The 20,121-nt window shown below is 73.2% G+C and carries 18 protein-coding genes; 13 read left to right on the top strand and 5 right to left on the bottom strand.

Translation table 11 applies throughout. The annotated features are described in order from the left end of the window. The first annotated feature begins 47 nt into the window (after window positions 1-47). Complete coding sequence (gene mnmA, locus ACFWAR_RS21905; protein ID WP_385779569.1) at window positions 48-1,181, top strand: tRNA 2-thiouridine(34) synthase MnmA; 1,134 nt, start codon at window positions 48-50, stop codon at window positions 1,179-1,181. 56 nt (window positions 1,182-1,237) lie between these two features. On the opposite strand, the gene ACFWAR_RS21900 is transcribed toward mnmA, so the two are convergent. Then, entirely contained in the window at window positions 1,238-2,170 is a 933-nt protein-coding gene (locus tag ACFWAR_RS21900; RefSeq protein WP_385779567.1) for an NADP-dependent oxidoreductase, read from the bottom strand. A 124-nt stretch (window positions 2,171-2,294) separates the two neighbouring features. Here ACFWAR_RS21900 and ACFWAR_RS21895 point away from each other — a divergent pair, with 124 nt between their 5' ends. From ACFWAR_RS21895 to gatB, 10 genes are all read left to right on the top strand, one after another. After that, window positions 2,295-3,263: a GlxA family transcriptional regulator gene (locus ACFWAR_RS21895; protein ID WP_385779565.1), complete on the top strand. Its 969-nt coding sequence runs from the start codon at window positions 2,295-2,297 to the stop codon at window positions 3,261-3,263. A 92-nt stretch (window positions 3,264-3,355) separates the two neighbouring features. After that, window positions 3,356-3,700 carry a DUF1330 domain-containing protein gene (locus tag ACFWAR_RS21890; RefSeq protein WP_385779563.1) on the top strand — a complete coding sequence of 115 codons (345 nt, stop codon included), beginning with the start codon at window positions 3,356-3,358 and terminating at the stop codon, window positions 3,698-3,700. A gap of 52 nt (window positions 3,701-3,752) precedes the next feature. Then, on the top strand, window positions 3,753-4,442 hold the full coding sequence (locus tag ACFWAR_RS21885) for an SDR family oxidoreductase (RefSeq protein WP_385779561.1): 690 nt from the start codon (window positions 3,753-3,755) through the stop codon (window positions 4,440-4,442). Further along, window positions 4,439-5,431, top strand: coding sequence for a methionine synthase (locus ACFWAR_RS21880; RefSeq protein ID WP_385779559.1), 993 nt, complete (start codon window positions 4,439-4,441; stop codon window positions 5,429-5,431). Before ACFWAR_RS21885 ends, ACFWAR_RS21880 begins: the two co-directional genes overlap by 4 nt. 30 nt (window positions 5,432-5,461) lie before the next feature. Next, window positions 5,462-7,717, top strand: coding sequence for an NAD-dependent DNA ligase LigA (gene ligA / locus ACFWAR_RS21875; protein WP_385779557.1), 2,256 nt, complete (start codon window positions 5,462-5,464; stop codon window positions 7,715-7,717). Between the two features lie 397 nt (window positions 7,718-8,114). Further along, entirely contained in the window at window positions 8,115-10,487 is a 2,373-nt protein-coding gene (locus ACFWAR_RS21870) for a putative bifunctional diguanylate cyclase/phosphodiesterase (RefSeq protein WP_385779555.1), read from the top strand. 305 nt (window positions 10,488-10,792) lie between these two features. After that, window positions 10,793-11,089, top strand: coding sequence for an Asp-tRNA(Asn)/Glu-tRNA(Gln) amidotransferase subunit GatC (gatC, locus tag ACFWAR_RS21865; RefSeq protein WP_073772988.1), 297 nt, complete (start codon window positions 10,793-10,795; stop codon window positions 11,087-11,089). Next, on the top strand, window positions 11,089-12,594 hold the full coding sequence (gatA, locus tag ACFWAR_RS21860) for an Asp-tRNA(Asn)/Glu-tRNA(Gln) amidotransferase subunit GatA (protein ID WP_385779618.1): 1,506 nt from the start codon (window positions 11,089-11,091) through the stop codon (window positions 12,592-12,594). Before gatC ends, gatA begins: the two co-directional genes overlap by 1 nt. After that, window positions 12,591-12,830, top strand: a complete 240-nt coding sequence (locus tag ACFWAR_RS21855; RefSeq protein ID WP_330332777.1) for a hypothetical protein — start codon at window positions 12,591-12,593, stop codon at window positions 12,828-12,830. Before gatA ends, ACFWAR_RS21855 begins: the two co-directional genes overlap by 4 nt. A 73-nt stretch (window positions 12,831-12,903) precedes the next feature. Continuing rightward, window positions 12,904-14,355 (top strand): Asp-tRNA(Asn)/Glu-tRNA(Gln) amidotransferase subunit GatB, encoded by a 1,452-nt coding sequence (gatB, locus tag ACFWAR_RS21850; protein WP_385779616.1) that lies wholly within the window; start codon window positions 12,904-12,906, stop codon window positions 14,353-14,355. A 105-nt stretch (window positions 14,356-14,460) separates the two neighbouring features. Here gatB and ACFWAR_RS21845 read toward each other — a convergent pair whose 3' ends face one another. Further along, window positions 14,461-15,063 (bottom strand): GNAT family N-acetyltransferase, encoded by a 603-nt coding sequence (locus tag ACFWAR_RS21845; RefSeq protein ID WP_385779552.1) that lies wholly within the window; start codon window positions 15,061-15,063, stop codon window positions 14,461-14,463. Beyond that, entirely contained in the window at window positions 15,060-17,180 is a 2,121-nt protein-coding gene (locus tag ACFWAR_RS21840; RefSeq protein ID WP_385779550.1) for a penicillin acylase family protein, read from the bottom strand. The genes ACFWAR_RS21845 and ACFWAR_RS21840 overlap by 4 nt, the downstream gene beginning before the upstream one ends. Before the next feature lie 84 nt (window positions 17,181-17,264). On the opposite strand from ACFWAR_RS21840, the gene ACFWAR_RS21835 reads away from it, so the two are divergent. Beyond that, window positions 17,265-17,996 carry a siderophore-interacting protein gene (locus ACFWAR_RS21835; RefSeq protein WP_385779548.1) on the top strand — a complete coding sequence of 244 codons (732 nt, stop codon included), beginning with the start codon at window positions 17,265-17,267 and terminating at the stop codon, window positions 17,994-17,996. A 76-nt stretch (window positions 17,997-18,072) separates the two neighbouring features. Here ACFWAR_RS21835 and ACFWAR_RS21830 read toward each other — a convergent pair whose 3' ends face one another. Together ACFWAR_RS21830 and ACFWAR_RS21825 are read right to left on the bottom strand one after the other, a co-directional pair. Then, window positions 18,073-18,573: a DinB family protein gene (locus ACFWAR_RS21830; protein WP_385779546.1), complete on the bottom strand. Its 501-nt coding sequence runs from the start codon at window positions 18,571-18,573 to the stop codon at window positions 18,073-18,075. An 88-nt stretch (window positions 18,574-18,661) separates the two neighbouring features. After that, a complete protein-coding gene (locus tag ACFWAR_RS21825; RefSeq protein WP_385779544.1) occupies window positions 18,662-19,444 on the bottom strand; it encodes a GNAT family N-acetyltransferase in 783 nt (260 codons plus the stop codon). A 60-nt stretch (window positions 19,445-19,504) separates the two neighbouring features. Here ACFWAR_RS21825 and ACFWAR_RS21820 point away from each other — a divergent pair, with 60 nt between their 5' ends. Then, window positions 19,505-19,927, top strand: coding sequence for a signal peptidase I (locus ACFWAR_RS21820; RefSeq protein ID WP_385779542.1), 423 nt, complete (start codon window positions 19,505-19,507; stop codon window positions 19,925-19,927). The last annotated feature ends 194 nt before the right edge of the window (window positions 19,928-20,121 follow it).

Genomic DNA, 20,121 nt, shown 5'->3' with positions numbered 1-20,121 from the left:
ATAACGCGCCGTGACCCCGCGCGGTTCCCCGTACCCTGGACGGTGCTATGACTGAGAACCTGCCGAGCACCCGCCCCCTTCGCGTCCTGGCCGCCATGTCCGGTGGCGTGGACTCCGCCGTCGCCGCCGCCCGCGCGGCCGAAGCCGGGCACGAGGTGACCGGTGTCCACCTCGCGCTCTCCGCGAACCCGCAGTCCTTCCGCACCGGCGCCCGCGGCTGTTGCACGATCGAGGACTCCCGCGACGCCCGCCGCGCGGCGGACGTCATCGGCATCCCCTTCTACGTGTGGGACCTGGCCGACCGCTTCCGCGAGGACGTCGTCGAGGACTTCATCGCCGAGTACGAGGCCGGGCGCACCCCGAACCCCTGCCTGCGCTGCAACGAGAAGATCAAGTTCGCCGCGCTGCTCGACAAGGCCCTGGCCCTCGGCTTCGACGCCGTCTGCACCGGCCACTACGCCACGGTCGTGCTCAAGGAGGACGGCAGCCGCGAGCTGCACCGTGCCTCCGACATGGCCAAGGACCAGTCGTACGTGCTCGGCGTCCTGGACGAGAAGCAGCTCGCCCACGCCCTCTTCCCGCTCGGTGACACCCTCACCACCAAGGAGGAGATCCGGGCCGAGGCCGAGGCGCGCGGCCTGGCCGTCGCCAAGAAGCCCGACAGCCACGACATCTGCTTCATCGCCGACGGCGACACCCAGGGCTTCCTCGCCGGGCGCCTCGGCAAGGCCGAGGGCGACATCGTGGACGAGTCCGGCGCGAAGGTCGGCACCCACGAGGGCGCCTTCGGCTTCACCATCGGCCAGCGCAAGGGACTGCGCATCGGCCACCCGGCCGCCGACGGCAAGCCGCGCTACGTCCTCGACATCTCCCCGGTGAACAACACCGTCACCGTCGGTCCCGTCGAGGCCCTGGACGTCAGCGCCCTCACCGCGATCCGGCCCCGCTGGTGCGGCTCCACCCCCGCGGCCCCCGGCACCTACACCGCGCAGCTGCGCGCCCACGGCGGCGAGACCGAGGTCTTCGCCGAGGTGGTCGACGGCGAACTGCACGTCTCCTTCACCGAGCCGGTCCGCGGCGTGGCCCCGGGCCAGGCCATCGTGCTCTACGACGGCACCCGCGTCGTCGGCTCCGCCACCATCGCGACGACCGCGAAGGCCGCCCCGGCGGTCTCCGCCTGACGCGTCTCCTCCTCGCCCTCCGGGGTCGAACGCCCCGGAGGGGTCCCCGCCGCCGCTCAGGCGGGGTCGGCCACCGTCAGGACGATCTTGCCGGTGGTCCGGCCGAGCTCGCCGAGCTCGTGGGCCTTCGCGGCCTGCGCCAGCGGGAGCACGGTGTCGACCAGGGGGCGCAGGGCGCCCTCCTCGGCCAGCGCGGCCAGGGCGAGCAGGCCCTGCCGGTCCGGCTCCACCAGGAGCACGCTCAGGCGCACCCCGGCCGCCTCCGCGTCGAAGCCCTCGGCGCCCGCGATGGTGACCAGGTGCCCGCCGGGCCGCAGGACCTCCAGCGAGCGCCGCCCGTAGTCGCCGCCGATGGTGTCGAGCACGACGTCGACGTCCCGCACCTCCTGCGCGAAGTCGGCGCTGCGGTAGTCGATCAGCTCGTCGGCGCCCAGCTCGCGCAGCAGGTCGTGCTTGGCCGCGCTCGCGGTGCCGATGACGTACGCGCCGCGCGCCTTGGCGATCTGGACCGCGAAGTGGCCCACCCCGCCCGCCGCGGCGTGCACCAGCACCCGCTGGCCCGGCCGGACGTCCGCGGTGTCCACCAGGGCCTGCCAGGCGGTCAGCGCGGCCAGCGGCAGCGCCGCCGCGGCCACGTGGTCCAGGGCGGCCGGCTTGCGCACGAAGTGCCGGGAGGGCGCGGTGACGTACTCGGCGTAGGCACCCGCCTGCTTCGGGAAGTGCGGCATGCCGAAGACCTCGTCGCCGGGCGCGAAGAGGGTCACGCCCATCCCGACGGCCTCGACGGTGCCCGAGACGTCCCAGCCCGGTACCGGGACCGCGCCCCACTCGATGAGGGCGCCGGAGGCGCGGGTCTTCCAGTCGACCGGGTTCACCCCGGCCGCGTGGACGCGCACCAGGACCTCGGTCGGGCCCGGCTCGGGGCGGTCGATCACGGTTTCGGTGAGGACCTCGGGTCCGCCCCACTGGCTGACGACGACGGCGTGCATGAATGTCTCCTCGGATCTGCTTCGGACCTGCTCGCTCCCGGGATTCCGGAAGGTGTCACCAGCTTCCGGCCCGGGCGGCGCCCGTGGTGTTGGCCGTTTGGCCACCATGTGACAGGATCTGGCCATGCACCGTGTCGTCGTACTCGCCCTCGAAGGCGTCGCCCCCTTCGAGCTGGGCATGCCCTCGCGCGTCCTCGGAAACGCCCGCGACGAGGACGGGCGGGTGCTGTACGAGACGGTCGTCTGCACGGCCGACGGGCAGCCGGTGACCAGCGACGCCGGATTCACCGTGGGCGTCACGGCCGGACCCGAGGCGCTGGCGACGGCGGACACCGTCGTCATCCCGCCCACGCACGCCATGGACGACCTGCTGGAGGGCGCGCCGCTGCCGCCCGCCCTGCTCGCCGCGCTGGCCGTGATCCGGCCCGGCACCCGGCTCGTGTCGATCTGCACCGGCTCGCACGTCCTGGCCGCCGCCGGGCTGCTCGACGGGCGGCCCGCGACCACGCACTGGCACGACGCGGAGAAGTTCCGCCGGGCCTTCCCCCGGGTCGACCTCGACCCGAACGTCCTCTTCGTCGACGACGGCGACGTCCTCACCTCCGCGGGCGTGGCCGCCGGAATGGACCTCTGCCTGCACCTCGTCCGCCGCGACCACGGCAGCGCCGTCGCCAACCGGGCCGCCCGCTTCTGCGTGGTCCCGCCCTGGCGGGACGGCGGCCAGGCCCAGTACATCGACCGCCCGGTGCCCGAGGCCACCGTCGCGACCACCACCGCCACCCGCGCCTGGGCCCTGGAGCGGCTCGACACCCCGCTCTCGCTCGCCGAGCTCGCCGCGCACGCCCGGATGAGCCTGCGCACCTTCACCCGGCGCTTCCGCGACGAGGTCGGGGTCACCCCGGTGCAATGGCTGACCGCCCAACGCCTGGAGCTGGCACGCCAGTTGCTCGAATCCAGCGACCTCCCCGTGGACCTGGTGGCCCACCGGGCCGGGTTCGGTTCGGCGGGCTCCCTGCGCCAGCACATGCGGACCGCCCTCGGGGTGTCACCGATCGCCTACCGGCGCACCTTCCGCCCCGCATCGGCGGCATGACCCGCGGGGTAATCGACGGGGGCCGCCCACCGGGGCAGGATCGGACCAACAGCCGGTCCCGCCGAGGGATCCGCCCGGAGGAAGAGGCCGCCGTGACCGCCTACGCCATCGCCCACATACGCCCCGACACGATGAACGACGACGTCCTGCGCTACATCGAGGAGATCCAGGCCACCATGGACCCCTTCGGGGGCGCGTTCCTCGTCCACGGCACCACCCCCGAGGTCCTGGAGGGGCCCTTCCCCGGGACCGTGGTCCTCATCTCCTTCCCGGACCTCGACCGGGCCCGCGCCTGGTACGCCTCGCCCGCCTACCAGGAGATCCTCCCGCTGCGCACCCGCCACGTCCCGGGCGAGGTCGTCCTCCTGGACGGCGTCGCGCCCGGGTACGACGCCACGAAGACCGCCGCGGCACTGCGCGAGGCCGCCGGGCTCTGAGGGACGGCCCGGGCGGCCCGGACGGCCCGGGCGGGGTGCGAGCATGGGCGGTATGGCTACTCACCTCATCACCGGCGCCGGATCCGGCATCGGCGCGGCCGTCGCGCGCCGCCTGCACGCGCGCGGCGACGACCTCATCCTCATCGCCCGGGACGCCGCCCGCGGCAAGGAGCTGACCGCCCTCTTCCCCGGCTCCCGCGCGCTCGTCGCCGACCTCGCGGACCCCGACCGGATCTCCTGGGCCTTCTCGCACCAGCCGCTGCCCGACCGGCTGGACTCGCTGCTGCACGTCGCCGGGGTCGTCGACCTCGGCCCGGTCGCCGAGCTGCGGCCCAAGACCTGGCACCAGCAGCTCAACCTCAACCTCATCGCCCCCGCCGAACTGACCCGCCTCATGCTGCCCTCGCTGCGCGCCTCCCGCGGGCAGGTCCTCTTCGTGAACTCCGGCGCCGGGCTCACCGCGCACGCCGAGTGGGGCGCGTACGCCGCCTCCAAGCACGGACTGCGGGCGCTGGCCGACTCGCTGCGCGCCGAGGAGAAGCCGAACGGCATCCGCGTCACCTCCGTCTACCCCGGCCGCACCGCCACCCCCATGCAGGCCAAGGTCCGCTCCCAGGAGGGCGAGAGCTACGACGCGGCCGACTGGATCGACCCCGAGTCCGTGGCCACGACCATGCTGATGGCCCTCGACCTGCCCCGCGACGCGGAGGTCAACGACCTCTCCGTGCGGCCCGGACGATGAGCGCACCCGTGACCGGCGCCACCGGGGTCGGCTCGCTGCCCGGCGGCGACGCCCGCGAGGCCGCCAAGACCGTCACCGGATCCTTCGAGGACTTCCCCTACCTCGCCGAGCTGCCCGCCCGCGGGCCCGGCGCCGACATGATCGGGCGCTCCCTCGGCCTGCTCGTCGACATGTACGCGCACGTCGAGCCCAGCGGTTGGCGCCTCAGCGACCGGCCCGGCCGGGACACCAAGCGGGCCCGGTCCTGGCTCGGCGAGGACCTCGACGCCCTGGAGGAGTTCACCCAGGGCTACCGCGGCAAGCTCAAGGTCCAGGCGGTCGGGCCGTGGACGCTCGCCGCCGCCCTGGAACTGCACGGCGGCGAGGCCGTCCTGCGCGACCCGGGCGCCTGCCGGGACCTGGCCGGTTCGCTGGCGGAAGGGCTGCGGGAGCACCTGGCCGACGTCCGCAAGCGGATCCCGGGCGCCGAGATCGTGCTCCAGGTCGACGAGCCCTCGCTGACCGCGGTGCTGCGCGGGCAGGTCCGTACCGCCAGCGAGTACCGCACCTACCGGGCCGTGGACCGGCAGGTCGTGGAGGGGGCGCTGCGGGACCTGTTCGCCGTGCACGAGGGCGAGACCATCGTGCACTCCTGCGCGCCGGACGTGCCCTTCGCGCTGCTGCGGCGGGCCGGGGTCGCGGGCGTCTCGTTCGATTTCTCCCTGCTCACCGAGCGCGAGGACGACACCCTCGGCGAGGCCGTCGAGGGCGGCATGAAACTCTTCGCCGGAGTGGTGGCGGGCACCGACGGCCCGTTGTCGGACCCGGGCGGTAGCGTCATGGGTGTCAGGAAGCTTTGGCGCAGGCTGGGACTGTCCCCGGGGACCCTCGCGGAGTCCGTCGTGGTCACCCCGTCGTGTGGTCTGGCGGGCGCTTCGCCCGCATATGCCCGCGCGGCGATGGCCCACTGCGTCAAGGCGGCGAGGTCGCTCGCCGACAACCCTGAGTGACGTAGAGACGGGCCCACGGGAGGACACGGCATGGCAGCCGAACAGCAGCACGGTGACGGCACGGCGGCGGACGCGGTCGCCGGAGCGGACGCGCCGGCGGCGGTGCTGGAGCAGCACGCCCTGCTCGCCGAGCAGATCGAGGAGCACCGCTTCCGGTACTACGTGAACGACCAGCCGGTCGTCACCGACGCCGAGTTCGACACCCTGCTGCGCTCGCTGGAGGCGCTGGAGGAGCAGTACCCGCAGCTGCGCACCCCCGACTCGCCCACCCAGAAGGTGGCGGGGGCCTACGTCACCGACTTCGCCTCCGTCGAGCACCGCGAGCGGCTGCTCTCCCTCGACAACGCCTTCGACGACGAGGAGTTGGCGGCCTGGGCCGAGCGGGTGGCCCGGGACGTCAACACCAGCGACTACCACTACCTGTGCGAGCTGAAGGTCGACGGCCTCGCCGTCAACCTCACCTACGAGAACGGTCGGCTGACCCGGGCCGCCACCCGCGGCGACGGCCGCACCGGCGAGGACATCACGCCCAACGTCCGCACCATCGCCGAGATCCCCGACCGGCTGGCCGGGGACCGCATCCCGGCGCTCGTCGAGATCCGCGGCGAGGTCTACTTCCCGATGGAGAAGTTCGAGGAGCTCAACGCCCGCCTGGTCGAGGCGGGCGACAAGCCCTTCGCCAACCCGCGCAACGCGGCCGCCGGTTCGCTGCGCCAGAAGGACCCCAAGGTCACCGCGACCCGCCCGCTGCACATGGTGGTCCACGGCATCGGCGCCCGCGAGGGCTTCGAGATCGACCGCCTCTCGCACGCCTACGAACTGCTCCACGAGTGGGGCCTGCCCACCGCCGAGCACAACAAGGTGGTCGCCTCCCTCGCCGAAGTCCGCGCCTTCATCGCCCACTTCGGCGAGAACCGGCACTCGGTGGCGCACGAGATCGACGGCGTCGTCGTCAAGCTCGACGAGATCCCCCTCCAGGGCCGCCTCGGCTCCACCGCGCGCGCCCCGCGCTGGGCGATCGCCTGGAAGTACGCGCCCGAAGAGGTCAACAGCAAGCTGATCGACATCAAGGTCGGCGTCGGCCGCACCGGCCGCGTCACCCCGTACGCGCAGGTCGAGCCGGTGACGGTGGCCGGGTCCGAGGTCGAGTTCGCCACCCTGCACAACCAGCAGGTGGTCAAGGCCAAGGGCGTCCTCATCGGCGACACCGTGGTCCTGCGCAAGGCCGGCGACGTCATCCCCGAGATCCTCGGCCCGGTGGTCGACCTGCGCGACGGCAGCGAGCGCCCGTTCGTGATGCCCGCCGACTGCCCCGAGTGCGGCACCCCGCTGCGCCCGATGAAGGAAGGCGACATCGACCTGCGGTGTCCCAACGCGCAGACCTGCCCCGCCCAGTTGCGCGAGCGGCTCTTCTACCTCGTCGGCCGCGAATGCCTGGACATCGAGAACTTCGGCAAGGTGGCCGCCGCCGCGCTCACCAGACCGCTGGAGCCCGCCGTCGCCCCGCTGCTGGACGAGGGCGACCTCTTCGACCTCACCATCGAAGCGCTGCTCCCCATCAAGGCGTACGTCCTCGACGCGGACAGCGGGCTGCCCAAGCGCGACCCGAAGACCGGCGAGGCCAAGGTCGTCACGGTCTTCGCCAACCAGAAGGGCGAGCCGAAGAAGAACGCCCTGGCCCTGCTGGAGAACGTGGCGGCGGCCAAGGACCGGCCGCTGGCCCGCTTCATCAACGGCCTCTCGATCCGGCACGTCGGACCGGTCGCGGCGGCCGCGCTGGCCCGCGAGTTCCGCTCCATCGAGCGCATCGAGGCGGCGACGGAGGAGGAACTGGGCGCCACCGAAGGGGTCGGCCCCATCATCGCCACCGCCCTCAAGGAGTGGTTCGCGGTCGACTGGCACCAGGAGATCCTCACCAAGTGGCGGGCCGCCGGGGTCCGGATGGAGGACGAGGCCTCGGCGCAGGAGGACGGCCCGCGCCCGCTGGAGGGACTGACCGTCGTCGTCACCGGCACGCTGGCGAGCCACACGCGCGACGGCGCCAAGGACGCCCTGCAGAGCCGCGGCGCCAAGGTGACCGGATCCGTCTCCAAGAAGACCTCCTTCGTCGTCGTCGGCGACAACCCGGGCTCCAAGTACGACAAGGCCGTCCAGTTGAAGCTCTCGATCCTGGACGACGCGGGCTTCGCGGTCCTGCTGGAACAGGGCCCCGACGCGGCGCGAGAGGCCGCCCTGCCGCTGGAGGAGCCCGCCGCGGCCCCGGACGACGCCGCCGAATCGGAGTAACGAAGGAGCGCGGGTCGAGCGGTGACGGGGCGCCCGGGCGGTCGAAGCGAACTGATGCGTGGCGTGCGTCCGTACGGGCGGGCGCACGCGGGGCGCACACGGCGGTCGCGAACGGCCGGTACCGGCCTAGCCGCAGGGCGTTGACCTGTCGGATCATCGCAAGGGTGACCCGGAAGTCCTGGTCCGGCCTCACCCGTTCGGCGGATACCGTACTGATGAGGATGGCTGGGTCGTATTCGGGCAACCGCCGCCGACCGCTGCACTTGGGAGCCTCTCCCGTCCTACTGTTGAGGGGTGCGCCCGTCGTGCACGGTTGTGGGACGCGAATCCAGCCGTGATGGCATGACATCGGGGCCATCACGAGGCAACGGCATCGCCGGCTGTGAGAGGGACGGGCATGAAACCCATCGAAAGCGCCGACCCGCCACCGGATTTCGGCGGGACGGGCGGGGAGGTGCCGTCGCTGCGGGCGGATCGGGCCGACCGTGCCACCGGACGGGGGAGCCGCGCCGAACACGCGCGCCGCGCCGGACGCGTGCCCCGGGCGGGTCGGACGCCGCGCGCCGAGCGTCCCGGACGTCCGGCCGCGACCGAGCGTCCCGCCCCGGCCGCGCGGTTCGGGGTCCTGGGCGCCCGGACCCCCGAGACCCACCCGCTCGACACCGGGGTCCCGACGGGCTCCGGCGGCGGCCAGGGCGCGCGCGTCCAGGGGTGGCGCGTCGCCGTCCCCTTCGCCGTCGTCGGCCTCTCCCTCGTGGTCCTCGTCGTCGGCATCGCCCGCGCGCTGAGCGACCGTCACCCCCTCTTCCCCGGCGGCGCCGCCGGCTGGGGACTCGCCCTGCTCACCGGCATCATCGTCGGCCACCTCGTCGCGCTCGGCCGCGACCGCTGGTGGGGCGGCACCGGCTCCGGCGCCGCCCTCACCCTCGGCGTGCTCATCCTCTACGGCTGGATCCCGGCCGGACTCGTCTCGCTCGCCGTCGTCTCCCTCGTCGGCGCCGCCCGCCGCCACCGCTGGCGCCAAGGCCTGCTGCACGGCTCCGCGGACATCCTCGGCATCGGCGCGGGGGCGCTCGTACTCGGCCTCTTCGGCCAGGCACCCAGCGTCGAGGTGCCCTGGCAGCCCACCGGTTGGGGACCCGGGGCGATCCCCGAGATCATCCTCGTCGCCCTCGCCTACCTGCTGGTCACCCGGGTGCTGCTGTGGCTCGCGCTGACCCCGCGCGGCGGCGGGCTGCCCACGGTCGCCCGCACCGCGCTCATCCGGCAGGCGTTAGTCGCCGCCGCCCTCCTCGGCATCGCCCCGCTGATCTGCGTGGTCGCCATCACCCTGCCCGTCCTGCTGCCGCTGTTCGCCGTGCCGCTGATCGCCCTCGACTCCACCCTGTGGATCGCCCGGGCGCGCGCCGAGGAGCAGCTGCGCGACCCGCTCACCGGACTGCCCAACCGGCAGTGGCTGCTGGAGCGCGCCTGGCGGGCCCTGGACGAGGCTGAACGTATCGGCACCCGCTCCGCGCTGGTCCTCATCGACCTCGACCGCTTCCGCGCCGTCAACGACACCCTCGGCCACCTCGCGGGCGACCGGCTGCTCCTGCAGATCGCCGACCGGCTCCGCCAGGCCCTGCCCGAGGACGCCGAGGTGGCCCGGCTCGGCGGCGACGAGTTCGCCGTCCTGCTGCCCGTCGCCGACTCCACCACCAGCGCCCAGCGGGTGGCCCGCCACCTCGTCGCCGAACTCAGCTCGCCGCTCGACCTCGACGGGCTCACCCTCGTCCTGGAGGCCAGCGCGGGACTCGCCGTCTTCCCCGACCACGCCCTCGACGCCGAGGGGCTGCTGCGGCGGGCCGACGTCGCGATGTACCAGGCCAAGCGGGACCGCACCGGGGTCGAGGTCTACGAGTCCAAGCGGGACAGCAACACGCCCGACCGGCTCGGCCTCCTCGGCGACCTGCGGCGCGCCCTGGACGCGGGCGAGGTGGAGCTCCACTACCAGCCCAAGGTCCGCTTCGACGGACAGGTCGCCGGGCTGGAGGCGCTCGTGCGCTGGGTGCATCCCGAGCGCGGGCGGGTCCCCCCGGACGAGTTCATCGCGATCGCCGAGACCTCCGGCCTGATGCCGCACCTGACCGAGTACGTGCTGGAGACCGCGCTGGCCCAGGTGGCCCGGTGGCGGGCCCAGGGCCTCAAGGTGCCGGTCGCGGTCAACGTCTCGCCGCGCGACGTCCACACGCCCGGCTTCGCGGGGGCGGTGGCCGCGCGCCTCGCCCGGCACGGGGTGCCCGCGAGCGGTCTCCAGCTGGAGATAACGGAGCACGTCCTGTTGGAGGACCCGCAGCGGGCCGCCGACACCATGGCGGGGCTGACCGGGCACGGCGTGAAGATGTCGCTCGACGACTTCGGGACGGGGTACTCGTCCCTGGTCCACCTGCGGCGGCTGCCGGTCAGCGAGCTGAAGATCGACCGGTCCTTCGTGGCGCGGCTGGCGGTGGACGCGCAGGACGCGGAGATCGTGCGGTGCACGGTCGACCTCGCGCACTCGCTCGGGCTGCTGGTCGTGGCCGAGGGCGTCGAGGACGACGAGACGTGGGAGCGGCTGCGGGACCTGGGCTGCGATGCGGTGCAGGGGTGGCTGGTGGCGGCCGCGATGCCGCCCGCCGAGGCGACCGCGTGGCTCCTGGCGCGGGGCGAGCGGGGCTGGCGCCGCCCGGCCGACATCACCGCGGAACTGGCCGCCGCGGCCGCCGCCCTCCCGGAGGCCCCGACCCCCTAGCCGGGCGCACCTCCGGCCGGGCCAACCCGGCCCGCCCGGCGTTCGAGGGCGTCTTCGAGCTGTGCATGCCTCCGGCGGCGCCTCAAACGCCGGCGGGGCTGGAGGTGGCTGGGCTATTCAGCCTGCCCGGCGTTTGAGGGCGTCTTTGGGGTGGTCGTCCCCCCGGCGGCGCCTCAATCGCCGACGGGGGTGGACGCGGCTGCCCCCCCCCCCCGGGAAGTAACCGTTTCGTGGGTCGGGGCCCCCGCCCCATAGGATTGGGGCCGAAACCAGAAACCCGATACACCACCCCAGAGGATCGCTGCATGCCTGGCATCACGCGCGAGGAGGTCGCCCACCTCGCTCGGCTGGCACGTCTGGAGCTCAAGAGCGAAGAGCTTGACCACTTCGCCGGACAGCTCGACGACATCATCGGCGCGGTCGCCCGCGTTTCCGAGGTCGCCGACCAAGACGTCCCGCCGACCTCCCACCCGCTCCCGCTGACGAACGTCATGCGCGCGGACGAGGTCCGTCCGTCGCTCACCCCCGCGCAGGCGCTCTCCGGGGCCCCCGCTCAGGAGCAGCAGCGTTTCAAGGTGCCGCAGATCCTGGGGGAGGACTAATCACCATGACGGACATCAACATCATCAAGCTCACGGCCGCCCAGACCGCCGAGAAGATCGCCTCCGGCGAGCTCACGGCCGTCCAGGTCACCGAGGCCCACCTCGCCCGCATCGACGCCGTCGACGAGAAGGTCCACGCCTTCCTGCACGTCGACCGCGAGGGCGCCCTCGCCCAGGCGCGCGCCGTCGACGCGAAGCGGGAGCGGGGCGAGGCGCTCGGCCCGCTGGCCGGCGTACCGCTCGCGCTCAAGGACATCTTCACCACCGTCGGGGTCCCGACCACCGTCGGTTCGAAGATCCTCGAGGGCTGGATCCCGCCCTACGACGCCACCCTGACGCGCAAGCTCAAGGAAGCCGACGTCGTCATCCTCGGCAAGACCAACATGGACGAGTTCGCCATGGGGTCGTCGACGGAGAACAGCGCCTACGGCCCCACCGGCAACCCGTGGGACCTCACCCGCATCCCCGGCGGCTCCGGCGGCGGCTCCGCGGCCGCGCTGGCCGCCTTCGAGGCCCCGCTCGCCATCGGCACGGACACCGGCGGTTCCATCCGCCAGCCCGCCGCCGTCACCGGCACCGTCGGCGTCAAGCCCACCTACGGCGGCGTCTCCCGCTACGGCATGGTGGCGTTCTCCTCGTCCCTGGACCAGGGCGGGCCCTGCGCCCGTACGGTCCTGGACGCGGCGCTCCTGCACGAGGTCATCGCCGGTCACGACCCGCTGGACTCCACCTCCATCGACGCCCCGGTCCCGCCGGTCGTCGAGGCGGCCCGCAACGGCTCCGTCGCGGGCATGCGCGTCGGCGTGGTCAAGCAGTTCTCCGGCGAGGGCTACCAGGCCGGCGTCGTCCAGCGCTTCAACGAGTCGGTCGAGCTGCTCAAGGAGCTCGGCGCCGAGATCGTCGAGCTGGACTGCCCGTCCTTCGACCTCGCGATGGCCGCGTACTACCTGATCGCGCCGTCCGAGTGCTCCTCGAACCTGGCCCGTTTCGACGCCATGCGCTACGGCCTGCGCGTCGGCGACGACGGCACCAAGTCCGCCGAGGACGTCACGGCCCTGACCCGCGAGGCCGGTTTCGGCGACGAGGTCAAGCGCCGCATCATCCTCGGTACGTACGCGCTCAGCTCCGGCTACTACGACGCGTACTACGGTTCGGCCCAGAAGGTCCGCACGCTCATCACGAAGGACTTCGAGAAGTCCTTCGAGCAGGTCGACGTGATCGTCTCCCCGACCACGCCCACCACCGCCTTCGCGATCGGTGAGCGCACCGACGACCCGCTGGCGATGTACCTCGCGGACCTGTGCACCATCCCGACCAACCTGGCCGGCAACTCCGCCATGTCGCTCCCCTGCGGCCTGGCTCCGGAGGACGGTCTCCCGGTCGGTCTGCAGATCATCGCCCCCGCCATGAAGGACGACCGGCTCTACAAGGTCGGCGCGGCCGTCGAGGCCGCCTTCGTCGCGCGCTGGGGTCACCCGCTGCTGGAGGAGGCTCCGTCCCTGTGAGTGCACTGACCAAGGCCAAAGGCTTCAAGAAGTCCAAGTCCGGTACGTACCTGTCGATCGGTACGACCGCCTTCGGCGCGCTGAGCGTGGTCAAGCAGGCCAAGAAGGCCCGCACCGAGCACGACACGTTGAAGCTGGTCGACGCCGTCGTGTCCGCCGCCGCCATCATCACCGGCCTCGCGATCCTGTACCGCGAGCTGAAGCGCCTGGGCGACGACGACGTCCTGCTCGGCTGAGAGGGAAAGTTTCACCGTGACCGTCACCGAACTCCTGTCGTACGAGGACGCCCTCGCGTCGTACGACCCCGTCATGGGCCTCGAGGTCCACGTCGAGCTGGGCACCCGCACCAAGATGTTCTGCGGTTGTTCGACCGAGCTGGGCGCCGAGCCCAACTCGCAGACCTGCCCCACCTGCCTCGGCCTGCCCGGCGCGCTCCCGGTCGTCAACGCGATCGGCATCGAGTCGGCGATCAAGATCGGTCTCGCGCTGAACTGCGAGATCGCCGAGTGGTGCCGCTTCGCCCGGAAGAACTACTTCTATCCGGACATGCCGAAGAACTTCCAGACCTCCCAGTACGACGAGCCGATCGCCTTCAACGGCTTCCTCGACGTGCAGCTGGAGGACGGCGAGATCTTCCGCGTGGAGATCGAGCGCGCCCACATGGAAGAGGACACCGGCAAGTCGCTGCACGTCGGCGGTGCCACCGGCCGCATCCACGGCGCGTCCCACTCGCTGCTGGACTACAACCGCGCGGGCATCCCGCTCATCGAGATCGTCACCAAGCCGATCGAGGGAGCGGGCGAGCGCGCCCCCGAGGTCGCCAAGGCGTACGTCGCCGAGCTGCGCGAGGTCATCAAGGCGCTGGGCGTCTCCGAGGCCCGCATGGACAAGGGCCAGATGCGCTGCGACGTGAACCTGTCGCTGCGTCCCACCCCGGAGTCCGAGTTCGGCACCCGCAGCGAGACGAAGAACGTCAACTCGCTGCGCAGCGTCGAGCGCGCGGCCCGCTTCGAGATCCAGCGCCACGCGGCGGTGCTCTCGTCGGGCGGCTCGATCCTCCAGGAGACCCGTCACTTCCACGAGGAGGACGGCTCCACCACCTCCGGCCGCATCAAGGACAACGCCGAGGACTACCGGTACTTCCCGGAGCCCGACCTCGTCCCCGTCGCCCCGGCCCGCACCTGGGTCGAGGAACTGCGCGCCGGACTCCCCGAGATGCCCCGCGTGCGCCGCAACCGGCTGCGCGAGGAGTGGGGGGTCAGCGAGCACGACATGCAGTCGATCCTCAACGCGGGCGCGGTGGACTCCATCGTCGCCACCATCGAGGCCGGCGCCGACTCGGCCGCCGCGCGCAAGTGGTGGATGGGCGAGCTGGCCCGCAACGCCAACGAGCAGGGCGTCGTCGTCGACGAGCTGCCGATCACCCCGGCGCAGGTCGCCCGGGTCGCGGCGCTCGTCGCGGGCGGCGAGCTGAACGACAAGCTCGCCCGCCAGGTCATCGAGGGCGTCCTCGCCGGCGAGGGCACCCCGGACGAGGTCGTCGAGAAGCGCGGCCTCAAGGTCGTCTCGGACGACGGCGCGCTCGGCGCGGCCGTCGACGAGGCCATCGCGGGCAACGCGGCCATCGCGGACAAGATCCGCGGCGGCAAGGTCGCGGCCGTGGGCGCGCTGGTCGGCGCGGTCATGAAGACCACGCGCGGCCAGGCGGACGCGGCGCGCGTCAAGGAACTGATCCTGGAGCGCCTGGGCGTCTCCGAGTAGGTCCGACGGGCTCCACGCGACGGCCCCGCACCGGTTCTCCGGTGCGGGGCCGTCGGCGTACCGCAGGCGCGGGGACCGCCGCGTCCCCTGCCCGCGCCTGCGCCGCTACGGGCGGCGCGGGGCGGCGAGGAATGCGAGGCGGGCCGGCTTCGCCGGGAGGTACACCTCGGGCAGGTCGATCTCGGGGAGTTCGACCTCGGGACCCAGGACGAAGCCGGTCCGCTCCAGGCGCGCGATCGCCTTCTCGTTGCGCGCGTCCGGCTCCGCGACGACGCGGACCGTGCGCCCGTCGGAGAAGACGTAGCCCATGAAGGCGGTCAGCAGCCCGGCGCTGAATCCGCGCTCGACCGCGCCGTCCGCGGGCCCGATCAGCAGGTGCACGCCGGTGTCCCCGGGCTGGACCTCGTAGCACTCGCTGACCCGGTCGGCCTCGCAGTCGTACGTCTGGAAGAGCGCCACCGGCACGCCCTCGCGCCGCGCGATGAAGGCGTGGTGCGTGTCGCGCCGGTCGACGTCCGCGTAGATCTCCTCCACCAGCTCGACGCTCGCCCCGTTCATGCCCCAGAAGCGGGCGCGCTCGTCGCTGACCCAGCGGTGGATCAACTCGGCGTCGGCGGCCGGGTCCACCGGGGTGATGGTGACCGTGCCGAAGCCCTCCACGTGCTGGGTGTGGACGGGCGCTCTGCGGGAGGTCGCGGGGGAGGTCATATCGATTCCTTGGTGAGCAGGGTCCAGTCGGTGACGACCGGTACGAGTTCGCCCCGCGCCCAGAGCGGGAGCTGGTCGAGGTGGTGCGCGGAGCCGGTGACCCCGTCCGCGCCCAGCGGGACGGCCCAGAGACTGTCCTCGCGCCGGGCCAGGTCCCAGACGTAACGGGCCGCCGACGCGCGGGAGCTGAGGTCGGTGACCCCGGGGACGGACGAGGTGGCGTTCACGCAGTCGTGGTCGCCGCCCAGCCCGGGCCAGACGGCCTCGGGGTCGTGCAGGGCCTGCCACGGCGCGAGCCGGTGGACCTCGGACCAGGCCGTGTCGGGGGCGGCCGCCGCGGCCGTCTCCTCCAGGGCGGCGCGCAGGTGCGCGGCGCGGTCGAGCGCGGGCAGCAGATCGGTGGTCAGCAGGCCCTCCAGGGCGTAACCGACCTTGGGGAGGAGGTAAAGCCAGGGGTGGAAGACCGACGGGCTGGTCGGCGCCGCGGCCAGCCCGGCGAGCGCGGGGTCGGCGGCGATCCGGCGGACGAGCGCCGTGCGCAGCGCCGCGAAGAGGGTGGCGTCGGTGCTCCCGGCCGCCATGTGCCGGTCCCAGCCGAGCAGTCGCTCGCGCAGCTTCGCGGCCTCGGGGGAGAGGCCGTCCGGTGCGGGCAGCCGGTCCAGGACGGCGGCGGCGGAGCCGAGGAAGGCGTCCCGGTGCACGTCGGCCATGTCCGGCGCGGACCAGTCGTCCGAACCGCTGAGCAGCTCCCGGATCCGGTGGGCCCGGTGCGGCGGCGCGAACTCCACGCCCAGCGGGGAGGCGATCCCGCGCGCGTTGGCCATCACCGCGAAGCCCTGCACCGGCTCGACGGGCGTCTCGGCCCAGCCCTGCCACTCGTACCCCGCTTCCCAGGCGGGCACCGGGCGCAGCCGGTTGTCCGGGTGGCGCAGCGGTACGGCGCCCGCGACCCGGTGCAGCAGGCCGCCCCCGGTGTCGGCGGCGTGCACGACGTTGACGGGCTCGGCCCATCCGTCGACCGCGCGGTCGATGTCGGCGACCGTGCGCGCGCGCAGCAGGGCCGGGAGCGCGGCGAAGCCGAGGTCCGCGCGGACCCGGGCCGGGTAGCGCAGGCTGACGCTCTGGTCGGGGGTGTCGATGACGACCGGGCCGCGGGCGGTCTCCAGCACCTCGACCTCGACCTCGGTGGGGGCCGCGCCGTCGGCGCCCGCGACCGTGATGGTCTCGGTGTGGCGGGCGACGGGCTCGGTGGCGCCGTCCGGGCCGAGGGCCTCGACGCGCTCGCCCGTGGCGTCGGTGACCCGGGTGAGCCGCTCGACGTACAGGTCCTGGTAGTCGGCCATGGCGTTGGTGATCGCCCAGGCGACGGAGCCGGTGTGGCCGAAGTGCGCCAGGCCCGGGACCCCGGGGACGGCCAGGCCGACCACGTCGAACTCGGGGCAGGCTAGGCGGATCTGCTGGTAGACCCCCGGGTCCTCGATGAAGCGGTGCGGATCGCCCGCGATGATCGCGGAGCCGGTGGAGGTGCGCTCGCCCGGTACGAGCCAGCCGTTGCTGCCCGCGGTGCCGGGGCCGTCGGTCGCGAACAGGGTGATGGCCTCGTCGCCGAGGGCGGCGGCGACCTGGGCGCGCCAGAGCTTGGTGGGGAACCCGGCGAACAGGACGTGGGTGGCGAGCCAGATCCCGAGCGGGACCCAGGGCTCCCAGGGGGTGTGCAGCAGGCCGGTGCGGGCGAACCGCTCGTCGCGGGCCGCGCCGGCGGCCATGCCGTCGTTGACCCCGTCGACGTACGCCCGTACCCACGCGGCGGTGTCGGCGTCGAGCGCCTCGAAGCAACGGCGGGCGGTGTCGTCGAGCCGGCACTGGCGGGCGAAGGTGTCCCAGGCGACCTCGCCGGCGCCGAGGAAGGCGGCGGTGGAACCCTGCGACCGGCGCCGCTCCACCTCCAGCTGCCAGGCGCGGTCCAGGGCGGTGGTCCGGCCCTGGGCGTAGGAGAGGCGCAGGCCGTCGGCGGCGCGCAGATGGGGAACGCCCCATGCGTCCCGATAGCGGGCGTGGTCGTCGACGGGGGCGTCCTCCGGAGCGGTCTCCGGGCCCGAATTGGTAACGCTGCTCACACTGTTCCCCAAGTGCATTAGGTTAGGCTGGCCTAACTATAAGGCCGAAAACGTGTGCCAGGGGAAGTCAGGGGAAGGGCGGACATGGGCGTTGCCAAAGGCTGGGAGGGCGTGGTCCTCAAGCTGCTGCGGGGCAAGGACTTCACGTTCACGGTGACGGGGGCGGAACAGGTCACGGAGAACTACCGCCGCGTCCACCTCTCGGACGGCGGCCTGCTCGCCGCCGCGGGGGAGTCGCTGCACCCGACGATGTGGGTGCGCGTGTGGTTCGAGAGCGAGGGCAAGCCGCACCAGCGGGCCTACACCCTGGTGGACCCCGACCCGGCCGCGGGCACCTTCACCCTCGAGTTCGCCCTGCACGACGGGGTCGCCAGCCGCTGGGCGCGCGACGCGAAGCCCGGTGACACCATCGACGCCACGGTGCACGGAACCGGCTTCACCGCGCCCGCCCCGGCGCCCGAGCGGCTGCTGGTGATCGGCGACGCCGCCTCGCTGCCCGCCATCAACTCCCTGCTGGACGCCTTCCCGCAGACCCCGGCCACCATCTGGTTCGAGACGCAGCACGACTCGGACGCCGACCTGCCGGTCCGCGCGGACGCGGCGCGCCACGAGGTGCGCCGGGTCGCCCGCGGGGGATCGGCCCTGGTGGAGAAGGTCAAGGAGCAGCTGCCGGAGCTGATCGACGACCCGGCTTCCGCCTACGTGTGGCTGGCGTGCGACACGACGACCACGCGGACGCTGACGTCGTACCTGCGCAAGGAGCTGGCCCTGCCCAAGCAGCGGGTCAACGGCCTCGGCTACTGGCGGGCCGCCTAGCGGAGGCCGGGACCGGGGCCGGAGCCGCGGGTCGCGGGCCGCGGGTCGGACCCGTGGCCCGGCCGGCGCCCCGTGCTCAGGCGCCGGTGGTGCCGTCGACGGCCTCGCGCAGGAGGTCGGCGTGGCCGCTGTGCCGGGCGTACTCGTGGATCAGGTGCTGCATCACCAGGCGCAGCGAGACGTCCGCCTCCCACTTGTCGAAGTAGGCCGTCACGTCGAGGGAGTCGGCCTCGGCCTCGAACCGGCGGGAGAAGGCGATCTCCGCCTCCCACGCGGCGAAGGCCTCGGCGCGGGTGGAGGTGGAGGCGTCGTACGCCTCCTGGAAGTCGTGCTTGTCGGACCAGACGTGCGCCACGTCCTCGCCCGCCAGCACGCGCCGGAACCAGTGGCGCTCCACCTCGGCCATGTGCCGCACGAGGCCGAGCAGGGTGAGGGTCGAGGGCGGCGACGCCGGCAGGCGCAGCTCCTCGTCGGTGAGGCCCTCGCACTTCATGAAGAGCGTGGCGCGATGGAAGTCGAGGAAGCCGCGCAGGGTTTCGCGCTCGGTGCCGGTCAGTGGGGGTGCGATGCGATCCATGCCGCTGATCTTGCCCGCCCGGCCCGGCGGGAGGAAGGGGCGCGGGGCCGAACCCGCGGTGGCCCGGCCGCGCCACCGCTCGGGGCCGCTACGTCCCGACCCGGACGTACGGCACCGTCACCCCCAGCACCCCGAACCCCAGCCGCTCCAGGATCGGGCGGCTCTCGCTCGACGCGTCCACCTGGAGGTAGGGGATGCCCAGCTCGGCCGCCGCGAGCGCGCGGTGGGCCACCAGGGCGCGGTAGATGCCCTTGCCCCGCCACTGCGGCGCGGTGCCGCCGCCCCACAGGCCCGCGAAGGAAGCGCCCGGGGTGATCTCCATCCGCGCGGAGCTGACCGGCTGGCCGTCCGCCATCGCGACCACGGCCAGGATCGTCTCCGGGGCCTGGGTCACCTGCGTGATCAGCGCGTGCCGGATCCGCGGCCGGTTCTCGCCGAAGGCCTGGGCGTGGACGTCCATCATCAGGTCGACGCCCTCGACGTCCGTCACGTTCACCAGCGTCACCCCCTCGGGCGTCGCCACCTCGCGCGCGATGTCCGCGACCCGCGCCACCATCAGCGTCTCGGGCGGCTCCGGCACGAAGCCAGCGGCCAGCAGGCGCGCGCCCAGGTCCGCCGGGGCGTCGTAGTCGTACATCTTCCACTCGAACTCCGGCACCTCGCGGCTCTCGAAGTAGGCGATCTGCGCCGCGATCCGCGCGTCCGCGGTGTCCTCGTCGAGATCCGACCAGAGCACCCCGTTCCAGCCCGGGCCGCGCGAGACGCGCCGTACGACGTCCCCGTCGTGCTCCACCAGGGAACGGTCCCCGTCCGACCGCGCCCCGCGGCGGGCCTCGGCGTCGAACAGGGCCCTCACTACCTCAAGATCCATCGTCATCCGTGCAGCTCAGCAGGCAATATGCCATCAACGCAAGTGCATTAGCCTCCCCACATGACCGATGCGACCGATCGCACCCGCCGCCCCGTCCCCGCACCTTCGGACGGGCTCGTCCACACCGGCCGGGCGGGCCCCGAGGCCGCCGCCGACCGCGGATGGCTCCTCGGCCACTTCAAGGCCGCCGACGACCCCCGGCACAGCGCGGACGTCGAGATCAAGTGGGGCGTCCACCCGAAGGGCGAGGAGCGCGCCCAGTGGGTGACGGGCGAGGAGCGCACCGCGCTGCAGGTCCTCATCAGCGGGCGGTTCCGGCTGGAGTTCCCCGGGCGGACCGTGGTCCTCGCCGAACAGGGGGACTACGTGATCTGGGGACGCGGAGTGGACCACTCCTGGCACGCGGAGGAGGACGCCGTCGTCCTCACCGTGCGTTGGCCCTCGCTCCCGGGGTACCGGGCGGACGGGGGCGCGGGGGAGTAGGGACCACCGGGCGGGCGGTCCGGGGTCCTTGGTGAGGGGGTCGCGGGGCCCTTGGTGAGGGGACGAGGTCCCGGTCCCGTCCCGTTCCCCCTCCACAACCTGTGACGATGCCCACGAAGCGGGCCAACGATCACCAATCGTTGAGATCGTGACGGTGTAGACCACCTCGGGCATACGCGTTCTTTCCGACGGGC

It is taken from the genome of Streptomyces sp. NPDC059917, assembly GCF_042730635.1.
Classification (GTDB): domain Bacteria; phylum Actinomycetota; class Actinomycetes; order Streptomycetales; family Streptomycetaceae; genus Streptomyces.
The sequence above is the reverse complement of the archived record's forward strand: the minus strand, read 5'-3'. Positions and strand labels throughout refer to the sequence as shown.